23 protein-coding genes, 1 tRNA gene and 1 rRNA gene are annotated in these 19,304 nt (G+C 55.0%); 11 read left to right on the top strand and 14 right to left on the bottom strand.

The features are described from left to right. A 5S ribosomal RNA gene (rrf, locus tag ACNQ0W_RS12470) occupies positions 1-101 on the top strand; the annotation flags it as partial. A gap of 97 nt (positions 102-198) precedes the next feature. Here the strand turns inward: rrf and ACNQ0W_RS12465 are convergent. After that, on the bottom strand, positions 199-819 hold the full coding sequence (locus ACNQ0W_RS12465; protein ID WP_062932499.1) for a DUF2238 domain-containing protein: 621 nt from the start codon (positions 817-819) through the stop codon (positions 199-201). Positions 820-932: 113 nt separating this feature from the next. Further along, positions 933-1,008: transfer RNA gene (locus ACNQ0W_RS12460), tRNA-Phe, on the bottom strand. 169 nt (positions 1,009-1,177) lie between these two features. Here ACNQ0W_RS12460 and ACNQ0W_RS12455 point away from each other — a divergent pair. Both ACNQ0W_RS12455 and ACNQ0W_RS12450 read left to right on the top strand, forming a co-directional pair. Further along, positions 1,178-2,023, top strand: coding sequence for an AraC family transcriptional regulator (locus tag ACNQ0W_RS12455; protein WP_047052648.1), 846 nt, complete (start codon positions 1,178-1,180; stop codon positions 2,021-2,023). 37 nt (positions 2,024-2,060) lie between these two features. Continuing rightward, complete coding sequence (locus ACNQ0W_RS12450) at positions 2,061-2,651, top strand: LysE family translocator (RefSeq protein ID WP_062932493.1); 591 nt, start codon at positions 2,061-2,063, stop codon at positions 2,649-2,651. Here ACNQ0W_RS12450 and ACNQ0W_RS12445 read toward each other — a convergent pair. From ACNQ0W_RS12445 to aspA, 5 genes are all read right to left on the bottom strand, one after another. Next, positions 2,648-3,223 (bottom strand): transcriptional regulator, encoded by a 576-nt coding sequence (locus tag ACNQ0W_RS12445; protein WP_017383972.1) that lies wholly within the window; start codon positions 3,221-3,223, stop codon positions 2,648-2,650. The genes ACNQ0W_RS12450 and ACNQ0W_RS12445 overlap by 4 nt on opposite strands. Positions 3,224-3,272: 49 nt before the next feature. After that, positions 3,273-4,976 carry a protein-disulfide reductase DsbD gene (locus ACNQ0W_RS12440; protein ID WP_062932492.1) on the bottom strand — a complete coding sequence of 568 codons (1,704 nt, stop codon included), beginning with the start codon at positions 4,974-4,976 and terminating at the stop codon, positions 3,273-3,275. After that, the gene (gene cutA / locus ACNQ0W_RS12435) at positions 4,952-5,275 is read right to left on the bottom strand and encodes a divalent cation tolerance protein CutA (RefSeq protein ID WP_180261578.1); all 324 of its coding nucleotides are present in this window, start codon (positions 5,273-5,275) and stop codon (positions 4,952-4,954) included. The genes ACNQ0W_RS12440 and cutA overlap by 25 nt, the downstream gene beginning before the upstream one ends. 113 nt (positions 5,276-5,388) lie before the next feature. Continuing rightward, positions 5,389-6,690 carry an anaerobic C4-dicarboxylate transporter gene (locus tag ACNQ0W_RS12430; protein ID WP_003855921.1) on the bottom strand — a complete coding sequence of 434 codons (1,302 nt, stop codon included), beginning with the start codon at positions 6,688-6,690 and terminating at the stop codon, positions 5,389-5,391. 116 nt (positions 6,691-6,806) lie between these two features. Continuing rightward, positions 6,807-8,243 carry an aspartate ammonia-lyase gene (gene aspA / locus ACNQ0W_RS12425; protein WP_015572444.1) on the bottom strand — a complete coding sequence of 479 codons (1,437 nt, stop codon included), beginning with the start codon at positions 8,241-8,243 and terminating at the stop codon, positions 6,807-6,809. Positions 8,244-8,578: 335 nt separating this feature from the next. On the opposite strand from aspA, the gene ACNQ0W_RS12420 reads away from it, so the two are divergent. After that, positions 8,579-9,043: an FxsA family protein gene (locus ACNQ0W_RS12420; RefSeq protein WP_003855925.1), complete on the top strand. Its 465-nt coding sequence runs from the start codon at positions 8,579-8,581 to the stop codon at positions 9,041-9,043. A gap of 23 nt (positions 9,044-9,066) precedes the next feature. Here the strand turns inward: ACNQ0W_RS12420 and yjeH are convergent, their stop codons facing one another. Then, positions 9,067-10,314, bottom strand: coding sequence for an L-methionine/branched-chain amino acid transporter (gene yjeH / locus ACNQ0W_RS12415; protein WP_417933202.1), 1,248 nt, complete (start codon positions 10,312-10,314; stop codon positions 9,067-9,069). Between the two features lie 178 nt (positions 10,315-10,492). Between yjeH and ACNQ0W_RS12410 the strand changes: the two genes are divergently transcribed. Together ACNQ0W_RS12410 and groL are read left to right on the top strand one after the other, a co-directional pair. Next, entirely contained in the window at positions 10,493-10,786 is a 294-nt protein-coding gene (locus tag ACNQ0W_RS12410; protein WP_003855929.1) for a co-chaperone GroES, read from the top strand. A 40-nt stretch (positions 10,787-10,826) separates the two neighbouring features. After that, the gene (gene groL / locus ACNQ0W_RS12405; protein ID WP_003855930.1) at positions 10,827-12,473 is read left to right on the top strand and encodes a chaperonin GroEL; all 1,647 of its coding nucleotides are present in this window, start codon (positions 10,827-10,829) and stop codon (positions 12,471-12,473) included. A gap of 65 nt (positions 12,474-12,538) precedes the next feature. Here the strand turns inward: groL and iadA are convergent, their stop codons facing one another. Genes iadA through ACNQ0W_RS12390 form a run of 3 tightly spaced genes read right to left on the bottom strand, consistent with a single transcriptional unit; the run spans position 12,539 to position 14,818 of the window. Further along, complete coding sequence (gene iadA, locus ACNQ0W_RS12400) at positions 12,539-13,702, bottom strand: beta-aspartyl-peptidase (RefSeq protein WP_062932490.1); 1,164 nt, start codon at positions 13,700-13,702, stop codon at positions 12,539-12,541. Between the two features lie 10 nt (positions 13,703-13,712). Further along, the gene (locus tag ACNQ0W_RS12395) at positions 13,713-14,174 is read right to left on the bottom strand and encodes a YjiG family protein (protein WP_006810414.1); all 462 of its coding nucleotides are present in this window, start codon (positions 14,172-14,174) and stop codon (positions 13,713-13,715) included. Further along, positions 14,171-14,818, bottom strand: coding sequence for a nucleoside recognition domain-containing protein (locus tag ACNQ0W_RS12390; RefSeq protein ID WP_017694685.1), 648 nt, complete (start codon positions 14,816-14,818; stop codon positions 14,171-14,173). The genes ACNQ0W_RS12395 and ACNQ0W_RS12390 overlap by 4 nt, the downstream gene beginning before the upstream one ends. Before the next feature lie 234 nt (positions 14,819-15,052). Between ACNQ0W_RS12390 and ACNQ0W_RS12385 the strand changes: the two genes are divergently transcribed. Continuing rightward, on the top strand, positions 15,053-15,406 hold the full coding sequence (locus ACNQ0W_RS12385) for a DUF4156 domain-containing protein (protein ID WP_003855938.1): 354 nt from the start codon (positions 15,053-15,055) through the stop codon (positions 15,404-15,406). A 65-nt stretch (positions 15,407-15,471) separates the two neighbouring features. On the opposite strand, the gene epmB is transcribed toward ACNQ0W_RS12385, so the two are convergent. Continuing rightward, on the bottom strand, positions 15,472-16,500 hold the full coding sequence (gene epmB, locus ACNQ0W_RS12380; protein ID WP_062932489.1) for an EF-P beta-lysylation protein EpmB: 1,029 nt from the start codon (positions 16,498-16,500) through the stop codon (positions 15,472-15,474). A 40-nt stretch (positions 16,501-16,540) separates the two neighbouring features. Here epmB and efp point away from each other — a divergent pair, with 40 nt between their 5' ends. From efp to ecnB, 3 genes are all read left to right on the top strand, one after another. Continuing rightward, a complete protein-coding gene (gene efp, locus ACNQ0W_RS12375; RefSeq protein WP_003855940.1) occupies positions 16,541-17,107 on the top strand; it encodes an elongation factor P in 567 nt (188 codons plus the stop codon). 57 nt (positions 17,108-17,164) lie between these two features. Beyond that, positions 17,165-17,296, top strand: a complete 132-nt coding sequence (locus tag ACNQ0W_RS12370) for an entericidin A/B family lipoprotein (RefSeq protein ID WP_006810410.1) — start codon at positions 17,165-17,167, stop codon at positions 17,294-17,296. Positions 17,297-17,404: 108 nt separating this feature from the next. Next, complete coding sequence (ecnB, locus tag ACNQ0W_RS12365; protein WP_003855942.1) at positions 17,405-17,551, top strand: lipoprotein toxin entericidin B; 147 nt, start codon at positions 17,405-17,407, stop codon at positions 17,549-17,551. A 37-nt stretch (positions 17,552-17,588) separates the two neighbouring features. Here the strand turns inward: ecnB and ACNQ0W_RS12360 are convergent, their stop codons facing one another. Beyond that, positions 17,589-18,188, bottom strand: a complete 600-nt coding sequence (locus tag ACNQ0W_RS12360; protein ID WP_062932488.1) for a helix-turn-helix transcriptional regulator — start codon at positions 18,186-18,188, stop codon at positions 17,589-17,591. A 262-nt stretch (positions 18,189-18,450) separates the two neighbouring features. Here ACNQ0W_RS12360 and sugE point away from each other — a divergent pair, with 262 nt between their 5' ends. Further along, positions 18,451-18,768 carry a quaternary ammonium compound efflux SMR transporter SugE gene (gene sugE, locus ACNQ0W_RS12355; protein WP_015572453.1) on the top strand — a complete coding sequence of 106 codons (318 nt, stop codon included), beginning with the start codon at positions 18,451-18,453 and terminating at the stop codon, positions 18,766-18,768. Here sugE and ACNQ0W_RS12350 read toward each other — a convergent pair. Beyond that, complete coding sequence (locus tag ACNQ0W_RS12350) at positions 18,765-19,295, bottom strand: lipocalin family protein (protein ID WP_047052638.1); 531 nt, start codon at positions 19,293-19,295, stop codon at positions 18,765-18,767. The genes sugE and ACNQ0W_RS12350 overlap by 4 nt on opposite strands. Positions 19,296-19,304 lie beyond the last annotated feature (9 nt).

Here is a 19,304-nt window from a genome sequence, read left to right as displayed (position 1 = left end):
GCGGTGGTCCCACCTGACCCCATGCCGAACTCAGAAGTGAAACGCCGTAGCGCCGATGGTAGTGTGGGGTCTCCCCATGTGAGAGTAGGGAACTGCCAGGCATCAAACAAGTGAAGAGGCCATCCGCAAGGATGGCCTTTTTGCGTTTATTTGCTGAAAAACGGCAGGCCGGGTAAGGCGAAGCCGTCACCCGGCAACTCAGAACGTACTATCCACATTCAAACGAAGCAATTGCCGCTGATGGAAACGCCCAAGGATCAGTACCGTCGTTAACGCACCAAGCAGCGCGCAAAACATATCAGACTGGGTATCCCATGGATCGCCCTGCGTCCCCAGAAAATCATCCGCACCCTGTCCCATCGCCAAAGCTGCCCACCACTCAATGAGTTCATAGGTGGCGCTAATGGCCAGAGCAACACAGCACACCAGAAATCCCGTCATCTGATGTCCACGAACATACTCACCGCGCAGGAGAATTTCTCGCGCTGCCAGTGCGGGAACCAGCCCCTGGAAGAAGTGACCGAGCTTGTCATACGGATTTCGGCTAAGCCCGAGCATCTCCTGAACCTCAAAACCAACCGGAACCTTTGCATAGGTGTACATACCACCAACCATCAGAATGATGGCGTGGAAGAAAACCAGGGTATAGAGAAGGGGAGTCAGGGGGTATCGCCGATGCGTGGCAAGCAGAAGTGGGATGATGATAATGACGGGCGTCACCTCCATCAGCCAGGTGATGCGATCGCTCGTGAACAGGCCGGTATAAAACAGGATCAACAGCAGGAGCAGTGACCCGACTTTTAAAGCAGATAAGGTCATATCATTTTCATTGTCAGGGAAAAAAATCACTATTACCTGACAGAAGGGAAAATTCAATGCGTAGCAGATACAGAAAAGCAAAAACCCAGCCATAGGCTGGGTTCTTTAAATAGTGGTGCCCGGACTCGGAATCGAACCAAGGACACGGGGATTTTCAATCCCCTGCTCTACCGACTGAGCTATCCGGGCAACGGAGCGCATTAAACCGCAATCGCGCGCGATCGTCAACATTATTTCGGGAAAAGCTGTTCAACTGCTTAAGTTTGCGGCAATCTGTCCGTTTGTGCCCTGGAATTGCACAAATCTTCCAGACAGTTCAGGCAAGATGTGACAATGCTGACGGTAAGAGGAGGGCAGTATGGCAAACGACTGGCTTGAGCTGCGTCAGCATGCAGAAACAGGTATTGAGACAATTAAGGCGCATTTCGAAGGACATGCCTTTGATCCCCACTGGCATGATAGCTATCTGGTCGGAATAACCCTTTCCGGCACCCAGCAGTTCCACTGTCGCCGTGAACGCCACCGTAGCCAGCCGGGCGATGCTTTTTTACTTGAGCCCGGGGAGATCCATGACGGTGATGCACCGGTAGAGGGGGGCTTTACTTATCTGACCTTTTATCTGGATGAACACTGGCTCACCCGTACGCTTCAAGGGCTGTACGACTCTACTCCCGGGAGCTACACCCTCCACTTTGCCCAAACGCTGACGCGAGAGCCTCAGTTGGTACGCGCTATCGGTGATACATTTGCCTCGTTGCATAACGATGAGATGAAGATCGTCCAACAGAGCACAATGGATAACCTGCTCTCTCAGATCACTGCCCACTGCCACTGGCGTAAGAAACTCCCGTCTCAGCTACAAAGCTCCGCTGTGGCGCATCGTGCCCGCGACTATCTCTATGCGCATATCGGCGAGAACGTGGGGCTGTCAGACCTTGCCCGTGAGACGGGTACGGATCGCTTTACGCTCACCCGCTGTTTTAAGCGCGAATTTCATCTGGCACCGCACGCCTGGCTTATCCAGCTGCGCCTGGCAAAGGCCCGACAGATGCTGGCGTGTGGGGAATTGCCTGTTGATGTTGCGACGGCAGTGGGTTTTGCCGATCAAAGCCATCTTGGTCGCTGGTTCCAGCGGGCATACCGTATTTCTCCGGCACACTACCGCCGGTTGTGCACAAACCTTCCAGACGTTTCCAGAAAATAACGGCACATTCGTGGCTCTAATAAAAAAGGAGTCGCCTGTGAATTTATTACCCTTCCTGCTGTTTGCATTTGTTGCCTCGATTACGCCGGGGCCAACCAATATTCTGGTACTGGCTAACAGTCAGCACTTTGGCGTAAAAAATACGGTTCCAGCGATCCTGGGCGGGTGTATTGCCGCCAGCGCTATTGTTCTGGTTTCGGGGGCTGGGGCAGGAGAAGTGTTACGCCAGTATCCGCTGATACGTCAGGTAATGAGCTGGGCGGGCGTGCTGTGGCTTTCCTGGATGAGCTGGCAGCTGTTTAGCGCCCCGGCCGCGAATCTCTCCTCCAGACGCCATGTCCGGTTTACCGCGCGGGCGGCGGCGTTATTACAGGTTGTAAACCCAAAAACGTGGATGATGGCGCTGGCAGTTGTCAGCCTGTTTGCTCCGGCAAGCGACCATGCATTACGGGATATTACGCTGATGGCGCTATGGTTTCTGGCGATCTCCGTGGTCTGTTTGTTGTGCTGGGCGTGGCTGGGGAAGGCGGTGAACCGGATTTTCCGCACCACCGTGGCGATGGTGCGATTTCAGCGCGCGATGGCGCTGTGTTTGTTTATTTCCGCCTGGACGGGAATGCTGGCTTAGGTCAGAGCACCACCCATACGACACTGCGCAAACCGCAAAATATCTTCCGCCAGACGGTGCGCCGTATCCACATCCGCCTGGCTACGGTTCACCAGCATGCGGCTCAGGCAACCTTCCAGCACCAGCTCCATCTGCTTCGCGACCATTGCCGGATCATCCACTTCAAGTGTGGTCAGCAGCTCGTGTGTGAACTCGTGCGCGGCACGTTTTTGCTGATCTGCCAGTTGATGGATGGGGTGTCCGGGATCCGGATAGTAGGTGCAGGCGGCGATAAACAGACAGCCTGGGTAGCGGTTGTTGGTAACACACTCCGTCAGTGCGGTATAGCGCGCCAGCAGCTTTTGCTCGGTGGTCAGCTCTTCATTCAGCATCAGCTGCCTGCGCCATATATCCACCTGCTGGCTGAGATAGCGCAGGGCATCATACAGCAGCGCCTCTTTATCCGGCCAGAAGCGCTTAAGTTCATCCAGAGGGTAATCGATACGGTCGGCGACCATCTCAAGCGTGGTGCTGGCGATCCCTTGAATCTCAAGCAATTGCAGGGCTTGTCCCAGTACGTCTTCGCGTTGCACGGTTATCTCCTCCGCTATTCCCAACGGTTTGTCCCGTCTAAAGTGTTGTTTACGGTTGGCGATTGCGCAAATGCGCGTTGAATGCCGTCGCGTCCATAAACCCGGTTACACGCTGCGTCGGCTGTTCTTCCCCCTGTTCATTGAAGAACAGGATGGTAGGCAGCCCGAGCACATTAAGTTGCTTCAGTAGAGCCTTATCCTGGGCGCTGTTGGCAGTAACGTTCGCCTGGAGCAGAACGGTATCGCTCAGCGCATGTTGTACCTGCGGATCGCTGAAAGTGTATTTTTCAAACTCTTTGCAGGCCACGCACCAGTCTGCGTAGAGATCGAGCATGACCGGTTTGCCTTTCGCCTGCGCCAGAGCGCGGTGAAGGTCATCCACGTTCTTAATCTGTATAAAATTCAGATACGCCTGCGTTTGACCTGCCGGGGTGCCAAACGCCCAGTCCTGTAGCGGACGGACGCTCACCAGCGCGGCCGCCAGCAGAAGGATCTGTAGCAGGCGCATCCACGGTTTCTTCGCCCCCAGACTCACGATAAACGCCCAGCTGAAGAAGGCCACGCCGAGCATCGCCCAAAGACGCGTACCCCACACATCACCGATGATGCGCTCCAGCAGAAATACCGGCAGCGCCAGAATGACAAAACCAAACGCGGTTTTCACCGTCTCCATCCACGGACCGCTCTTCGGCAGCAGACGATTGCCAAACACCGTCACCAGGATCAGCGGCAAGCCCATGCCGAGCGCGTAGAGGTACAGCGTGCCGCCGCCGAGCCACAGGTTGCCGCTCTGGGCAATATATAACAGGATGGCGCTCAGCGGCGCGGTGGTGCAGGGGGAGCAAATCAGCCCGGCGATGGCACCCATGGCGAACACGCCGCCCGCAGAGCCACCCTGCTGACGGTTGCTCATCAGCGTCAGACGGGTTTGCAGGGAAGAGGGCAGTTGCAGGGTGAACAGGCCAAACATCGACAGCGCCAGCAGAATAAACACCGCTGACAGACCGATAAGCACATAAGGGTGCTGAAGAGCGGCCTGGAACTGCAATCCGGCAGCGGCGACCACGAGGCCGAGCGCCGTATAGGTTAACGCCATGCCCTGCACATAGATAAAGGCCAGCACCAGCGCGCGGGCGGTGGAAAGGCGTTGTTTACCGCCCAGCACGATGCCAGAGATAAGCGGGTACATGGGCAGCACGCAGGGCGTAAAGGCGATGCCGATACCAATCAATAATGCCCAAAGCGCTGAGAACGGAAGGTCTGAAGCGGCTACGCCTTCACCCCTCACACTGGCCATTTCCCCTGAGGGGGGAGGGGAGGCCGCCGCTTTCACTTCGCTAAGCGGAACGACCTTTGTTTCAGGTGGGTAACAGAATCCGGCATCGGCGCAGCCCTGATAGGTGACCGTTAATGTGGCGCCTTTATCGGCATGGTTCACCGTGACGGGCACGCTTAAGCGCTGGCGATAAATTTCACTCTTACCGTAGAACTCGTCCTCGTGCCACTCGCCAGCGGGCATCTGCAACGCGCCGACGTTCGCCTTTGCCGGCGTGATGCTGACTTGCTTGCGATAGAGGTAGTAACCCTCTTTCACCTGCCAGGTGAGACTGAGATCGTGCTGGTTTTGCTGAAAGTCGAAAACGAATGCCTGGTCGGCAGGAATAAAGTTCGAACGGCCGGGTGCGTCAAACAACCCGGCAAAAACTGACGTGCTGCACAGCAGCAGGATCAGCGTAATGAAGCGTTGAGCCATGAGAGATAATCGTTATCGCCGTGGACCACTGGCAGAACCAGCAGCTCCGGGGTTTGGTATGGATGATGAGACTTGAGGCAATCGAGGAGCGCCTGCTGGTTTGTCAGGTTGGTTTTGAGCAACATCTGGACTTCGTACTCTTGCTCCAGCTTGCCTTCCCAGTAATAAAGGGAGGTGGCGCCGGGAAGAAGTGCGACACAGGCAGCCAGTTTTTCGGCCAGCACTTTGGCGGCCAGATCCTGGGCAGAAGCTTCATCAGGGGCGGTGCACAGTACAACAACAGCATCAGGCGTGTTCACAAGTCGACCTCCTCATCACGAAAGTCTTCACTATATCACGCAAGGCGGTTGGTCATTAATGAAACGGGCCGCAGAGCGGCCCGATTTTAACTATTTTTACAACGGCTAATCGTTTACAGCACAATGCCGCCGATGATAAAGCCGAGGATCACGCAGAGCGTAATCGCCACCACGCCCGGGATGAGGAACGCGTGGTTAAACACGTACTTACCAATACGGGTTGAGCCGGTGTCATCCATCTCAACCGCGGCCAGCAGGGTTGGATAGGTGGGCAGCACGAACAGGGCGGAAACCGCTGCAAAAGAGGCAATCGCCGTCAGCGGCGTCACGCCCAGCATCAGTGCCGCAGGCATCAGCGCTTTGGTGGTCGCAGCCTGGGAGTACAGCAGCGTCGCGGCAAAGAACAGCACTACCGCCAGCAGCCACGGATAGTTGTGCAGCAGGTCGCCTGCAACGGTCTGGATATCGCTGATGTGCGCTTTCACAAAGGTATCGCCGAGCCACGCCACGCCCAGCACGCACACGCAGGCGCTCATACCGGATTTGAAGGTGCTGGCGTTCAGCACTTCGCTGGTGTCGATTTTACAGGTGATGCTGATCAGCGTCGCGATGGTCAGCATAAATACCACAATGGCTTCGTTACGCGGCAGAACCGGGTTCTGGATCAGACCTACCGTATCGCTGATGGCGGTGGCGTAGAACATCACGGCGACGATACCAATCAGGAACAGCAGCACGGAGCGTTTTGCATGCGGCTTCAGCTCGAAGACCTGGCTACCGCGCAGGCTCACTTCACCTTTTGCCAGACGCTCCTGGTAAACCGGATCGTCTTTCAGCTCGGCGCCGAGGAAGTTACACAGCACGGCAGTGATCATTACCGCAATCAGCGTCACCGGAATACAGATTGCCAGCAGCGTCAGGTAACTTACGCCCATCGGCTCAAGGATACCCGCGAAGAAGACCACCGCCGCGGAAATAGGCGAGGCGGTAATCGCAATCTGGGAGGCGACCACGGCAATAGAAAGAGGGCGAGACGGGCGAATACCCTGCTCTTTCGCCACTTCGGTGATTACCGGCAGCGTGGAGAAAGCGGTATGGCCAGTACCGGCGAGGATGGTCATAAACCAGGTCACCAGCGGGGCAAGGAAGGTGATGTATTTCGGATGGCGACGCAGCATACGCTCCGCCAGGCTCACCAGGTAGTCCATACCGCCCGCGACCTGCATGGCCGCGATAGCAGCAATAACCGCCATGATGATTTCGATAACGTCAAAAGGGATTGCGCCGGGTTTAATCTGAAAGATCAGGGTAAGTACAAGCACTCCGAGACCGCCAGCAAAACCGATGCCGATACCCCCGAGTCGTGCGCCCAAATAAATCGCCAACAGGACGATGACGAGTTCTGCTCCAAACATAAAGACCTGCCTTGCTCATTAACAAGTTGATATTGAATTGTTGTGTTTTGGTAACGCCCATAAAGAAAAAAGGCACGTCACAAGTGACGTGCCTTTCGGAAGCTTAGCCTGAACGGTTACTGTTCGCTTTCATCGGTATATCGTTTCGCTTTATATGCCGGGTGCATCAGGTTCTGGGCGGAGAAGATATCGTCCAGTTCGGCTTCGGTCAACAATCCTCGCTCGAGAACCACCTCACGCACGCTCTTACCGGTTTCGGCACAAATCTTCCCGACGATATCGCCGTTGTGGTGGCCGATGAACGGGTTGAGGTAGGTGACGATGCCGATGGAGTTATAGACGTAGCCTTCACACACTTCTTTATTCGCGGTGATGCCGTTGATGCATTTTTCCAGCAGGTTGTAGCAGGCGTTGGTCAGAATATGGATAGATTCAAACATCGCCTGGCCAATCACCGGCTCCATCACGTTAAGCTGGAGCTGACCGGCTTCGGAGGCCATGGTGACGGTCGTATCGTTACCAATAACCTTGAAGCAAACCTGGTTCACCACCTCTGGCACTACCGGGTTCACTTTAGCTGGCATGATGGATGAACCCGCCTGCAACTCTGGCAGGTTGATTTCATTCAGGCCAGCGCGCGGACCGGAGGAGAGCAGACGCAGGTCGTTACAGATTTTGGACAGTTTCACCGCCAGACGTTTCAGTGCGCTGTGCACCATCACGTAGGCGCCGCAGTCTGAGGTAGCTTCAATCAGGTCTTCCGCAGGCACAACCGGCAGGTTGGACACTTCAGCCAGCTTCTGTACCGCCAGCTGCTGATAGCCATCTGGCGTGTTCAGGCGTGTACCGATGGCGGTTGCGCCCAGGTTCACTTCCAGCAGCAGTTCGGACGTGCGCAGCAGGTTTTTGGTCTCTTCGTTCAGCAGCACGTTAAACGCGTGGAATTCCTGTCCGAGGGTCATTGGCACCGCGTCCTGCAACTGGGTACGGCCCATTTTCAGGATGTCCTGGAACTCAACGGCTTTACGCTGGAAGCCATCGCCCAGCTGATTAATCGCGTCGACCAGTTTGACGATAGAGGCATACACCGCGATGCGGAAGCCGGTTGGGTAGGCGTCGTTGGTGGACTGACATTTGTTAACGTGGTCGTTCGGGTTCAGGTACTGGTATTCACCTTTCTGATGACCCATCAGCTCCAGGCCGATGTTTGCCAGCACTTCGTTGGTGTTCATGTTGACGGAGGTGCCCGCGCCGCCCTGATAGACGTCGACCGGGAACTGATCCATGCATTTACCGTTGTTCAGCACCTCATCGCACGCGGCGATAATCGCATTTGCAGCGCTTTTAGGAATGGTTTGCAGCTCTTTGTTCGCCAGAGCCGCGGCTTTTTTTACCATCACCATGCCACGCACAAATTCAGGGATGTCGCTGATTTTGCTGTTGCTGATGTAGAAGTTTTCAATCGCTCTCAGAGTGTGAACACCATAGTAGGCATCCGCTGGAACTTCCCTGGTACCCAACAAATCTTCTTCGATACGAATGTTGTTTAACATGTGAACCTTCTTTTCAAGCTGCCGATGGATTGTACTAAACACACAGTATATATGTGGTTTTGAATATTTTATGACCGACGATTATTCCCTCAATCGGCCAGATGTTCGAGATCATATGCTGATGATAGCGAATTGCCGTAAGCTGGATCACTTATTATCGACCCGATTTCATGATAATTATTAATCTGTGAAATATGTCACCGCTTTAATATTTCCAGAAAAAATATCCGTGCAAACCGATTGAAATTTGGCTAACCGTCACCATCTCTTATCTACGCGCTTCGCGAACACATTCAGTCAGGGGCCAGAAGGCACCTGCCATACAGGAGATGCCAGTGCGCTGGATACCATTTATTGCTTTCTTTCTTTATGTTTACATTGAAATTTCGATTTTCATCCAGGTTGCCCATGTGCTGGGCGTCCTGCTGACGCTGATTCTGGTGATCTTCACCTCCGTCATCGGCATGTCGCTGGTGCGCAATCAGGGTTTCAAAAATTTCCTGTTAATGCAGCAGAAGATGGCCGCAGGCGAAAGCCCTGCCGCCGAGATGATCAAAAGCGTGTCGCTGATTATTGCTGGTTTGCTGCTGATCCTGCCGGGCTTCTTTACCGACTTCCTCGGCCTGCTGTTGCTGTTGCCGCCGGTGCAGAAGCACCTGACCATGAAGCTGCTGCCGCATCTGCGTTTCAGCCGTATGCCAGGCGGTGGTTTCAGCACCGGTCCGGGGGATACCTTTGAAGGGGAATACCAGCGTAAGGATGAGCAGCGCGACCGGTTAGATCATAAAGACGATCGGTAAGTTTCTGGCCCGGTGGCGCTCGCTCACCGGGCCTGAGGATCTTGCCGCTTCGGTAAAAACACCCACAGCCCCGCCAGCATGACGATGGCGTACACACTCTTCCATCCCACCATCGCCAGCAGCATCAGGCACAGGACACACCCGACAGCCGCCAGCGCCTTAAAGCGACCTTTCAGCAGCCGACAGCCCGCCAGCATGCACAGCAGGTAGATCATGATGAAAATACCGTTGGCGTAGACAATCAGCGCGTCAAGGTTGATGTCGAGGAGATAAATGGCCAGGGAACTCACCACGCAGCAGCCCAGTACGGTATTCAGCGCATTCACCGGAAGCTGACGCTTTGACAGGCGTGAGAGGGGGCTATCCGGTTTATAAAGTGCCTGAGACCACACCAGCCGGGCGAAGCTCTGAATATAGATGTTGAGGCTGGCAAAGCAGGCGAGATAGCCAATCACGCAGGCTACCCACAGGGCTTTAACGCCAAACATCTGCACCACGATGCCCGGCAGCGACGCGGCGGCGGCTTTCTCTTCACCGAATGCGTTGAAGTGCAGCACCAGTACGGTACAGGCCCAGTACACGGTCCCCGCCAGCAGCAGGCCAATCATCAGGGCGCGGGGAAAATCACGCTCGGGCTGTTTAAACTCGGATGCCAGATGAGCGAACGCCTCCAGACCGACGAAACACCAGAACATGACGGATAGTGCAGCGAAAAGCTGTGCGTGGTCGATGTCGTTAATCGCGGGGAAAGGAATATCCGCCACGGTAATGTCACCCGCAAACCAGATGGCGACGATCAGCGCGACAATTAACACGGCGACCAGCGTTTGCAGATTGGCGCTGGAACTGGCCCCGCGCGAGCCTACCCACCAGACAATCGCCAGCGTACCGAGTTCAGCCAGCAGCAGCTGTTCATCGTGCCAGCCAAACAGCGCCTGTCCGAAGCCGGTTGCGATATGCAGGGCTGCCGGAAGGCCAACGGGTATCACCGACAAAAATAGCCAGCCGGTGACGCGCTCCATCCGCGGCCCAAACGCCATGCCGACAAAATGCGCTACGCCGCCCGCGCTCGGGAAGTGCCGCCCGAGTATGGCAAAGACAATCGCCACCGGAAACACCAGCACGATCAGCACCGGCCATGCCCAAAGACTGTTATTGCTGGCAACCAACGCCGCCAGCGCGGGAACCGCAAATACCCCCGTGCCTAATAAAGACGTTGAGAGTAAGCCAATGCCCTGCGCCAGCCCCAACTCCTGCCTGAGTCCACTCATTTACCTCGTCCCGCCACCATCAAAAGAGAGTGGATGGTAACACTTTCGCAAATTTTTTTTCGATTACCCCTTGAAGGGGTAAAAAGCTATCCCCATCTCTCAGGGCACTAGCCGGAAAACCGCATGCGGACCGGCGTCATCCATAACTGATAATGACTTTCTCAAAGGAGAGCTATCAATGAGTATTCGTCCGTTACATGATCGTGTGATCGTCAAACGTAAAGAAGTTGAAACCAAGTCTGCGGGCGGCATCGTTCTGACCGGTTCAGCAGCAGCAAAATCAACGCGTGGCGAAATCATCGCTGTCGGTAAGGGCCGCATCCTGGAAAACGGAACTGTGCAGCCACTGGACGTTAAAGTTGGTGACATCGTCATTTTCAACGATGGCTACGGCGTGAAATCCGAGAAGATCGACAATGAAGAAGTGTTGATCATGTCCGAGAGCGACATTCTGGCAATTGTTGAAGCGTAATTAACGCACGAAAACTGTACGAATTTGAGGAAATAAGAACATGGCAGCTAAAGACGTAAAATTCGGTAACGACGCTCGTGTAAAAATGCTCCGCGGCGTAAACGTACTGGCAGACGCAGTGAAAGTCACTCTGGGCCCGAAAGGCCGTAACGTAGTGCTGGACAAATCCTTCGGCGCGCCAACCATCACCAAAGATGGTGTTTCTGTTGCACGTGAAATCGAGCTGGAAGACAAGTTCGAAAACATGGGCGCACAGATGGTGAAAGAAGTTGCCTCTAAAGCGAACGACGCTGCCGGTGACGGTACCACCACCGCGACCGTACTGGCGCAGGCGATCATCACCGAAGGCCTGAAAGCCGTTGCTGCGGGCATGAACCCAATGGATCTGAAACGTGGTATCGACAAAGCTGTCGCTTCCGCTGTTGAAGAACTGAAAGCGCTGTCCGTACCGTGCTCTGACTCTAAAGCCATTGCTCAGGTTGGTACTATCTCCGCTAACTCCGACGAAACCGTAGGTAAACTGATCGCTGAAGCGATGGATAAAGTCGGTAAAGAAGGCGTGATCACCGTTGAAGACGGTACTGGTCTGGAAGACGAACTGGACGTGGTTGAAGGTATGCAGTTCGACCGCGGTTACCTGTCTCCATACTTCATCAACAAGCCAGAAACTGGCGCTGTTGAGCTGGAAAGCCCGTTCATCCTGCTGGCTGACAAGAAAATCTCCAACATCCGCGAAATGCTGCCAGTGCTGGAAGCCGTTGCGAAAGCAGGCAAGCCGCTGGTAATCATTGCTGAAGACGTTGAAGGCGAAGCGCTGGCGACCCTGGTGGTTAACACCATGCGTGGCATCGTGAAAGTGGCAGCGGTTAAAGCACCTGGCTTCGGCGATCGTCGTAAGGCGATGCTCCAGGATATCGCTACCCTGACCGGCGGTACCGTGATCTCCGAAGAGATCGGTATGGAGCTGGAAAAAGCGACCCTGGAAGACCTGGGCCAGGCGAAACGCGTTGTGATCAACAAAGACACCACCACCATCATCGACGGTGTGGGTGAAGAAGCCGCTATTCAGGGCCGTGTTGGTCAGATCCGTAAGCAGATCGAAGAAGCAACTTCCGATTATGACCGTGAAAAACTCCAGGAGCGCGTAGCGAAACTGGCAGGCGGCGTAGCGGTAATCAAAGTCGGTGCGGCTACCGAAGTTGAGATGAAAGAGAAGAAAGCACGCGTTGACGACGCCCTGCACGCGACCCGTGCTGCGGTAGAAGAAGGCGTGGTTGCTGGTGGTGGTGTCGCGCTGGTGCGTGTAGCCGCTAAACTGGCTGGCCTGACTGCTCAGAACGAAGACCAGAACGTGGGTATCAAAGTTGCGCTGCGCGCAATGGAAGCTCCGCTGCGTCAGATCGTGTCCAACGCCGGTGAAGAGCCGTCTGTGGTTGCGAACAAGGTGAAAGCGGGTGAAGGTAACTACGGTTACAACGCGGCAACTGAAGAATACGGCAACATGATCGACTTCGGTATCCTGGATCCAACTAAAGTGACCCGTTCTGCTCTGCAATACGCGGCATCTGTAGCTGGCCTGATGATCACGACCGAGTGCATGGTGACCGACCTGCCTAAAGGCGACGCGCCTGACTTAGGTGCTGCTGGTGGTATGGGCGGCATGGGTGGCATGGGCGGCATGATGTAATCATGTTGTTCTGAACCTCTCAGAACGAACCCCGGGCAGCAATGCCCGGGGTTTTTTATTGTTTTCTACTCAAACGTGCCTTTCACGCACACTACGCCTTCACGTATCATCTGGCGGCCTTTCGCCCAGACCTCACGGATCTTCAGCTCATCCGTCAGCACCAGGAAGTCGGCATCGCATCCGGGCGCGATCCGCCCTTTATGCTCCAGACCGAGAAACTCCGCCACGTTACGCGTAAACGGCAGAAGCGCCTCCTCCAGCGGCAGGTGATATCGGCCGACCAGCTGCTGTAGCGTCTCAAGCAGGGACTCAAAACCCGCCACGCCAATGCCAACAAGATTACCGTTTGCGTCAAATTTCGGCTGGCTGCCGTTGCCATCCGAGCTGAGCGTGAGCCGGTTAAACGGCACCTGCGCGTCACGGGCCGTCGCGATGGCGGTGGCGGCATCAATGGGCTCACTGATACTGGTGGTGATGTCGATGTACCCCCCGTCGCGGGCATAGTCCAGTGCGGCGTGGAACAGTGCCTGGGCGCGGTTGACGTGGGTTGGCAGTAGTTTCGTACGGGGCACGTCGGCGTTATTCAGGATGCTAAGCAGCGGCTCGAGCAGTTTCGGGCTATTGCCGAGGTGAAACACGGATATCCCCGCTTTGGCGCCCAGCAGCCCGCCGACGCGTGATTGGGCGGCCATATTCGCGAGCTGGTCATCTGCCGGAGCGGAAGAGCGATGGTCAGAAATCGCGCATTTCACGCCAATGATTTTATCAATCAGCGCCACATCCTTTTCGATACTGCCAGTGATCGTCGGAGAAGGCAGGCCATATGCGCCTGTCAGCATCCATGCGCTGATCCCTTCATGCTCAAGCGCCCGCGTTTTCGCCAGCAGCGACTCGGGATGGCGGGTCACGCCGTCGGTGCCCAGCAGGCCAACAACGGAGGTGATGCCAGCCGCGACCAGCGCAGACAATCGCACCTCTGGCGTCCGGGTGTGGGGACCGGCTTCACCGCCGCCGCCAATCAGGTGTACATGCTGATCGATAAACCCCGGACAAACCACCGCTCCGGCGAGATCGCTTTCGGGACAGTCTGGCCTCGTTGTGGTGTGGCCCGCTTTTTCGACTGCGACGATTTTTCCCCCGGCAATCAGCAGATCGCAACGTCCAAAATCCTCGGGAGCGTAAAGCTGCGCATTGCGGAAAAGATGCGGTTCCAGCACTGAAAAATCCATTTTTATCTCCTCAGAAGAGTAGCTGCATCACCCACATTGAGAGCAGGGCGTTAATGACGCAGACCGTAATGATGTGCGGATAATACTTCGGGTTGACGCCTGCGGTGCCAAGGCAACGGCCCGTGTTTTGCACCGGATTACCCATCAGATAGATGGCGGGCAGCAGGATGGTGGCATCGTGACCGTTGAGCGTGCCGGCAGCGACCAGACTGGCGCAGACCCCCACACCGCCGCCCATGCTCATTACCGAGGCCAGAAGAACCGTTGCCGCCGCACCCGGAAGCCCCCACAGGGCCATGATGGGCTCGCATACCCTGCCGACAATATCCAGCAGGCCGGTTACCTTGAGCGCCTGAATGATGACAAACGCCATGACCACGTTCGGCAGCAGGCTGGTGGTGGCGATGGTAAAGCCGCGGCGGGCGCCATCGATAAACAAGTCCATGATATTTTTACGCGGCTGGGCGATCATTTTTCCTCCTGAACGCGGCGAACTTCCATGTGGGCGATCCACAGTCGCAGGAAGTTCGCGCCAACAAATTTGAACACCAGAATGACGGCAAGCGGCGTGATCACCGGGACGGTAATAAAGGTAAAGAGTGCGGCGCCGGAAGAAAAATAGTTGGTGATAATGGCGCTACCGCTGGTCTGGAAGGTGGCGAAAATGGCGCGTTCATGGTCTGTAATCGCCCCTTCGTCGGTCAACTCTTTGGTCATCCCTGCGGCTGCATCGGTATTTTGCAGGTTGGCGATAAGCGCCAGAGAGCAGATGCCCGGCACGCCGAGCAGCGGGCGCAGAATGGGCGTCATGAGCTGTTGTGCGGCGCGCAGCCCGCCCAGCCCCTCGGTAACGGCAATGATCCCGAGCGATAAAATGACCGAGGGCGCCAGTTCAAGGGCAAACAAAAACCCATCTTTCGCTCCTGTGCCGCCCTCGCCGCGAAACGTTAGCGCGCCGTTCACCGGTCCAAAGCTGCCGTTCAGGACGGTAAAATCCAGCACGCGCCACCATTCGGTACTTTTGGCGAAAAAACCTGAAAAAAATACGATGGTGAGCACGAACGCCAGATAGCCCACCCAGGTTACTTTTTCCTCTCCTGAGGATGATGCACTCATGAACCCCCCCTTTTTTGAGTCGCGTACAAAAGTTGTACGTCGCATCACTAAAAACGATCGGGGGCTAAAACACGATATCCCAAAGGTTATTATCAGAATTCATTTAAGATGTCGGAGGAGTGCCAGCGGAATCTGGCTCGCAGAAATGCTCAGCATTTTTCTTTTGGTCATCTTTTTAGTATAAGGTTTACACGCGGACAACTACTGTCCAGCTTATTGAAAACGAGGAATAACATGCGCATAAAAGTCTGTGCAGGGATTGTAGGTGCAGCATTGCTGCTGGCGGGTTGTAGCACCAGCAATGAGCTGACGGCAGCGGGCCAGAGCGTTCGCTTTGTGGAAGATAAGCCGGGCAGCGAATGCCAGCTGTTAGGCACCGCCACTGGCGAGCAAAGTAACTGGATGTCGGGGCAGCACGGCGAAGAAGGCGGCTCTATGCGCGGTGCGGCCAATGCCCTGCGTAATCAGGCTGCGGCAATGGGCGGCAACGTGATTTACGGGGTGAGCAGCCCGACGCAGGGGATGCTGTCCAGCTTTGTGCCAACCGCCAGCCAGATGAACGGCCAGGTCTATAAGTGCCCGAACTGATATAGCCTTTTGATGGCGCTGCCGCTTTATCTCCAGGGCAGGTAAGCGTAGCGCCACCTGCCTTTTTACTGCTGACGCAGCTGCAAATCCAGCGGCGTCTTACTCGGCTCTCCGCCAATCTCACGAGCCAGCTTCGGCACCATATAACCTGAAACCAGCGTTAACAGCTCGCGCATAATCTTCCGGGCCTCTTCATCCGTCACCATGAAGTGCGCCGCGCCCTGGACGCGATCCAGAACATGCAGGTAATAGGGCATAACGCCCGCATCAAATAAGGCATTGCTGAGATCGGCCAGCACGCGGGCGCTGTCGTTCACGCCGCGCAGTAATACGCTCTGGTTGAGCAGCGTCACGCCTGCCTTTCGCATACGCGCCATCGCCGCACGAAAGTCCGCGTCAATTTCATTCGCGTGGTTGATATGGTTCACCAGCAGTACCTGCAAACGGGACTGCTCCAGGCGCGTGACCAGGGCGTCGGTGATACGCGCCGGGATGACGATCGGTAAACGGCTGTGAATGCGCAGACGCTTAATATGCGGGATGGTCTCAAGCTGAGTCAGCAGCCAGTCCAGCTCATGATCTTTTGCCATCAGCGGATCGCCGCCAGAAAAGATGATTTCATCCAGCTCCGGGTGCGCCGCGATGTAGTCCAGCGCCACCTGCCAGTTGCGCTTATTGCCCTGGTTTTCGGCGTACGGGAAGTGGCGACGGAAGCAATAGCGGCAATTTACCGCGCAACCGCCCTTAACCAGCAGCAGGGCACGATTGCGGTATTTATGCAGCAAACCCGGGACGACACTGTTCTGCTCTTCCAGCGGATCGGTGCTGTATCCGGGAGCGGTAATAAACTCATCCTGAGAAGTAAGCGTTTGTTTTAATAACGGATCATCAGGATTACCCTTTTCCATTCGGGCAACAAACGCGCGGGGAACGCGCAGGGCGAAAAGGCGTTTCGCCTCACGACCTGCACACAACGCTTCATGCTGTTCGAGGTCTAAAAGACGCAGCAATTCATCAGGACTGGTGATTACATCGGCAAGTTGCGATAACCAATCTTCTCTGGACGGGGTGTTTAGGGTTACAATATGCGCCATTTTGTGGCTTAGCTACCAGTTAACAAATTTAGAGGGCCTTATGGCAACGTACTATAGCAACGATTTTCGTGCTGGTCTTAAAATCATGATGGACGGCGAACCGTACGCGGTTGAAGCCAGCGAATTCGTTAAACCAGGTAAAGGCCAGGCATTCGCACGCGTTAAGCTGCGCCGCCTGCTGACCGGTACCCGTGTTGAGAAAACCTTCAAATCTACTGACTCCGCTGAAGGCGCTGATGTTGTCGATATGAACCTGACTTACCTGTACAACGACGGTGAGTTCTGGCACTTCATGAACAACGAAACCTTCGAGCAGCTGTCTGCGGACGCAAAAGCGATTGGCGACAACGCCAAGTGGCTGCTGGATCAGGCTGAGTGCATCGTGACCCTGTGGAACGGTCAGCCTATCGCGGTTACGCCTCCGAACTTCGTTGAGCTGGAAATCGTTGAAACCGATCCAGGTCTGAAAGGTGATACCGCAGGTACTGGCGGCAAGCCTGCCACCCTGTCTACCGGCGCTGTGGTGAAAGTGCCACTGTTCGTACAGATCGGTGAAGTGATCAAAGTGGATACCCGCTCCGGCGAATACGTATCCCGCGTGAAGTAATTTACGTCATGATTAAAGGCGCAGCGCCCGCTGCGCCTGATTTTGCAGGCAGGGAAGATGAAACGTACCGTTAAAATTCTGCTTCTGTTAGCGCTCTCCAGCGCAATTCTCTCCGGTTGCAACACCGCGCGTGGCGTGGGTGAAGATATCCAGGATCTCGGCCATATCATTTCCCATGCGGCCAGCTAATTCCGTCTAATTTTCCTAAAAATTCTTCCTTTTCCGTCAAACGACAAGATCTTGTCTATTCTTAAGTTGCTATACACAAAATAACTTTGGCTATAAAAGGAAGATATTATGGTTAAGAAAACAATTGCAGCGATCTTTTCTGTTCTGGTGCTTTCTTCGGTACTGACTGCATGTAACACCACCCGTGGCGTAGGGGAAGATATCTCCGACGGTGGTAACGCGATTTCTGGCGCAGCAACTAAAGCTCAGAACTAATGAAAGCGACGGTACGGCAGGTCATTTCACCGTACCGTCAATTCTCCACTTCCTGTAGCGATAAAAACGGGGAGTAGCGCGTATCCATATGCAGCTTCATGCGGATATTGCGTTTGTACGTGTACACCGTTTTTCCGTTAATGCGCAGATTGCTGGCAATTTTCTGGTTGCTCGCGCCATCCATCCACAGGGTAAGAACTCTCTCTTCCTGACGCGTCAGTAACGGTGCCGCCATTGCAGGAAGCTCCGCGCTTGCGCATGACGTTAGCGCGTCGTTTATCACCGCCGCCAGTTTTTCCAGATCGGTATTTTTGGAAAGTGAAGCCCATATCGGGAACTGCGCCAGATAATCTGTCATTTCTTGCTCCTGGCCTGATTGCAGCATAATGAAAGGCAGCGTTTCGCTGGCAATCAGCAGGGAGGATAGCTGCTGAAAATGGTGTAAATCCTGCCGGAAGCCAGATAAATCAGCGATGACCAGCGCAGGCTTCCATTGCAGGATATGCTCTCTGGCGAGGAAAAGATTATTCACCCCGGTTACGACGAAATGACCCGAAAACAGGTCTGAATGATTGACCCAGGCTTCAAATCCCGTGCGGGTGAAGTGACAACGGTCAATCAAAAGAATTTTGAACATAAAATTTTCGCAGTCGGCTAGTGGTTTGGCTTCCTGCCATCAGAAAGCCTATCATCATAGAGAAGTCGGATGAGTCATAAATGCCTGAACTACGTGCCTTACTGAGGCTATTTCTTGCCTTAACGTGTTCAGCAGAAAAAGTTTGAAAAAAAATTCCACGCTAACCAAAATATAAGGCGCAATCTCAGCCTTGCGGGACGACCCGTAAGCGCTTCACTCATCGGGGACGGCCCCAACTTGTCGTTAAGTTAAGGAGCCTGATATGTCCTGGATCGTTCTTGTTATTGCCGGTTTGCTCGAAGTGGTATGGGCAATTGGCCTGAAATATACCCACGGTTTTACCCGCCTGACGCCCAGCGTCATCACTATCGCCGCAATGATTGTCAGTATCGTCATGCTGTCATGGGCGATGCGAACCTTGCCAGTCGGAACGGCTTACGCTGTCTGGACGGGAATTGGCGCGGTAGGGGCTGCCATTACCGGCATTCTGCTGCTGGGGGAGTCTGCGAGTCTGGCGCGTATCGCCAGCCTCGCGTTAATCGTCGCGGGTATCATCGGGTTAAAACTCAGTACCCACTAATGCGGCTGTTTTACCCAGATTAATTTCGTCACGTCAAACCCTTGCCGGGTCGCTATGTCCAGCATCTGCTGTTTCATTTCCGCCGGGATCGTTGGCGTGCGGGAGAGGATCCACAGATAGTTGCGATCCGGCCCACACACCAGCGCGTGGCGGTACTCTCTGTCCAGCGCAATGACGTTATACCCGCCGTAGAATGGGCCGATGAAAGAGATTTTCATGGCCGCGCGGTTAGACGCGCCGGTGAAATAGGCCTGACCAACTGACTGCTGCCACATCTGGCGATCCGGGTTATAGCCGCGGTTAATGACCCGGATCCCACCGTCATCCATCGCGCTGTAGCTGACCGTGACTTTCTCTAAGCCCCGTTCGAACTGATGATCCATTCGGGCGATTTCATACCAGGTGCCGAGGAAGCGCTGTGCGTCGAAATTACTGACTACCGTGACGCCAGGCGGAGGAGTAGGGGAACTGCAAGCAACCACTAAAAACGCGGCTGTTACTGCGGCAATAACAGGCAGAATGCGCATAGGAGTTTC

This window comes from Enterobacter cloacae complex sp. 6730903 (genome assembly GCF_048283985.1).
GTDB lineage: Bacteria > Pseudomonadota > Gammaproteobacteria > Enterobacterales > Enterobacteriaceae > Enterobacter > Enterobacter hormaechei_C.
The sequence above is the reverse complement of the archived record's forward strand: the minus strand, read 5'-3'. Positions and strand labels throughout refer to the sequence as shown.

Excerpts from the sequence above, each read along its gene's own strand:
- ACNQ0W_RS12465 (WP_062932499.1), bottom strand. The coding sequence starts at position 819 with ATGACCTTATCTGCTTTAAAAGTCGGGTCACTGCTCCTGCTGTTGATC.
- ACNQ0W_RS12455 (WP_047052648.1), top strand. The coding sequence starts at position 1,178 with ATGGCAAACGACTGGCTTGAGCTGCGTCAGCATGCAGAAACAGGTATT.
- ACNQ0W_RS12440 (WP_062932492.1), bottom strand. The coding sequence starts at position 4,976 with ATGGCTCAACGCTTCATTACGCTGATCCTGCTGCTGTGCAGCACGTCA.
- ACNQ0W_RS12430 (WP_003855921.1), bottom strand. The coding sequence starts at position 6,690 with ATGTTTGGAGCAGAACTCGTCATCGTCCTGTTGGCGATTTATTTGGGC.
- aspA (WP_015572444.1), bottom strand. The coding sequence starts at position 8,243 with ATGTTAAACAACATTCGTATCGAAGAAGATTTGTTGGGTACCAGGGAA.
- yjeH (WP_417933202.1), bottom strand. The coding sequence starts at position 10,314 with ATGAGTGGACTCAGGCAGGAGTTGGGGCTGGCGCAGGGCATTGGCTTA.
- ACNQ0W_RS12410 (WP_003855929.1), top strand. The coding sequence starts at position 10,493 with ATGAGTATTCGTCCGTTACATGATCGTGTGATCGTCAAACGTAAAGAA.
- groL (WP_003855930.1), top strand. The coding sequence starts at position 10,827 with ATGGCAGCTAAAGACGTAAAATTCGGTAACGACGCTCGTGTAAAAATG.
- iadA (WP_062932490.1), bottom strand. The coding sequence starts at position 13,702 with ATGGATTTTTCAGTGCTGGAACCGCATCTTTTCCGCAATGCGCAGCTT.
- ACNQ0W_RS12395 (WP_006810414.1), bottom strand. The coding sequence starts at position 14,174 with ATGATCGCCCAGCCGCGTAAAAATATCATGGACTTGTTTATCGATGGC.
- ACNQ0W_RS12390 (WP_017694685.1), bottom strand. The coding sequence starts at position 14,818 with ATGAGTGCATCATCCTCAGGAGAGGAAAAAGTAACCTGGGTGGGCTAT.
- ACNQ0W_RS12385 (WP_003855938.1), top strand. The coding sequence starts at position 15,053 with ATGCGCATAAAAGTCTGTGCAGGGATTGTAGGTGCAGCATTGCTGCTG.
- epmB (WP_062932489.1), bottom strand. The coding sequence starts at position 16,500 with ATGGCGCATATTGTAACCCTAAACACCCCGTCCAGAGAAGATTGGTTA.
- efp (WP_003855940.1), top strand. The coding sequence starts at position 16,541 with ATGGCAACGTACTATAGCAACGATTTTCGTGCTGGTCTTAAAATCATG.
- ACNQ0W_RS12370 (WP_006810410.1), top strand. The coding sequence starts at position 17,165 with ATGAAACGTACCGTTAAAATTCTGCTTCTGTTAGCGCTCTCCAGCGCA.
- ecnB (WP_003855942.1), top strand. The coding sequence starts at position 17,405 with ATGGTTAAGAAAACAATTGCAGCGATCTTTTCTGTTCTGGTGCTTTCT.
- ACNQ0W_RS12360 (WP_062932488.1), bottom strand. The coding sequence starts at position 18,188 with ATGTTCAAAATTCTTTTGATTGACCGTTGTCACTTCACCCGCACGGGA.
- sugE (WP_015572453.1), top strand. The coding sequence starts at position 18,451 with ATGTCCTGGATCGTTCTTGTTATTGCCGGTTTGCTCGAAGTGGTATGG.
- ACNQ0W_RS12350 (WP_047052638.1), bottom strand. The coding sequence starts at position 19,295 with ATGCGCATTCTGCCTGTTATTGCCGCAGTAACAGCCGCGTTTTTAGTG.